Below are 1,044 nucleotides of genomic sequence, written 5' to 3' on the forward strand. Positions count from 1 at the left end.
GCGCCGGAGCCAGTCGCGTAGTACCAGGTCCCGCCGTCGAGGACCCACCCGGTCGCCATCGCGCCGGACGAATTAAACCAGTACAGGGAGCCGTTGCACTCGTGAAGGCCGGTAGCCATGGCATGGGTGGAGGGATCAAGCCAGTACCAGGCGCTGCCGACGTAGGCCCAACCGGAGGCGAGGGCGCCGGAGCCCGTCGTGTAGTACCAGGTACCGCCGTCGAGGACCCACCCGGTCGCCATCGCGCCGGAGGCGTCAAACCAGTACGCGGAGCCATTGCACTCATGGAGCCCGATGGCCATGGCATGCGTCGAGGGGTCGAGCCAATACCAGGCCCCATTGGTATAGAGCCAGCCAGAATGCAACGAGACCGGATTGACTGAATCCACATAGAACCAGTTGCCGTCAAACGAATTCCAACCCAGATTCCATTTAACGGATTCTTGAGCAGGACCATCATCAATTGAATCGGAAGGAGAAAGAGTCGAGGGGACGGATTGCCGCTCAAAATCAGTAGGGATGGAGGAGCTTATGGGTTCTGCGTTCGCGATATCAACCACACCGGGTCCAGCGAGCAGTAGAGTTGAAAGAATGATTAGGATTAATGTTATTTGCTTTTTCCTTGCCATGTGCAGCCCCCAGTAGTTACCAATTTTTATATAAACATAGTCTACAAATGGATAGCTAAGAGCAATATGTAATTAGAAAAAAGCAATTAAGGAAGAGTTGCTAGCCGAGCCAAGCGCCATTACTAGCAAAAGAGTATTTCACCCCATCGATTTCTTGAACACCCGTAGTCATAGCGTGCGTCGAGGGGTCAAGCCAGTACCAGGCGCCGCCGACGTAGGCCCAGCCGGAGGTGAGGGCGCCGGAGCTCGTCGCGTAGTACCATGTGCCGCCGTCGAGGACCCATCCGGTCGCCATCGAGCCGGAGCCGTTGAACCAGTACATGGAACCGTTGCACCCATGGAGCCCGGTGGCCATGGCGTGCGTCGAGGGATCGAGCCAGTACCACGCACCGTTTAGGTTGAGCCAGCCGGAGGC

The 1,044-nt window shown here is 57.1% G+C and carries 2 pseudogenes; both read right to left on the reverse strand.

What is annotated here, in order from left to right:
• Nucleotides 1–560, reverse strand: a pseudogene (locus tag ARB25_RS09890) (N-acetylmuramoyl-L-alanine amidase family protein); the annotation flags it as partial.
• Nucleotides 561–729: 169 nt separating this feature from the next.
• Nucleotides 730–1,044, reverse strand: a pseudogene (locus ARB25_RS09635) (L,D-transpeptidase); the annotation flags it as partial.

The organism is Collinsella aerofaciens (genome assembly GCF_001405375.1).
In the GTDB taxonomy this organism is placed as follows: domain Bacteria; phylum Actinomycetota; class Coriobacteriia; order Coriobacteriales; family Coriobacteriaceae; genus Collinsella; species Collinsella aerofaciens_F.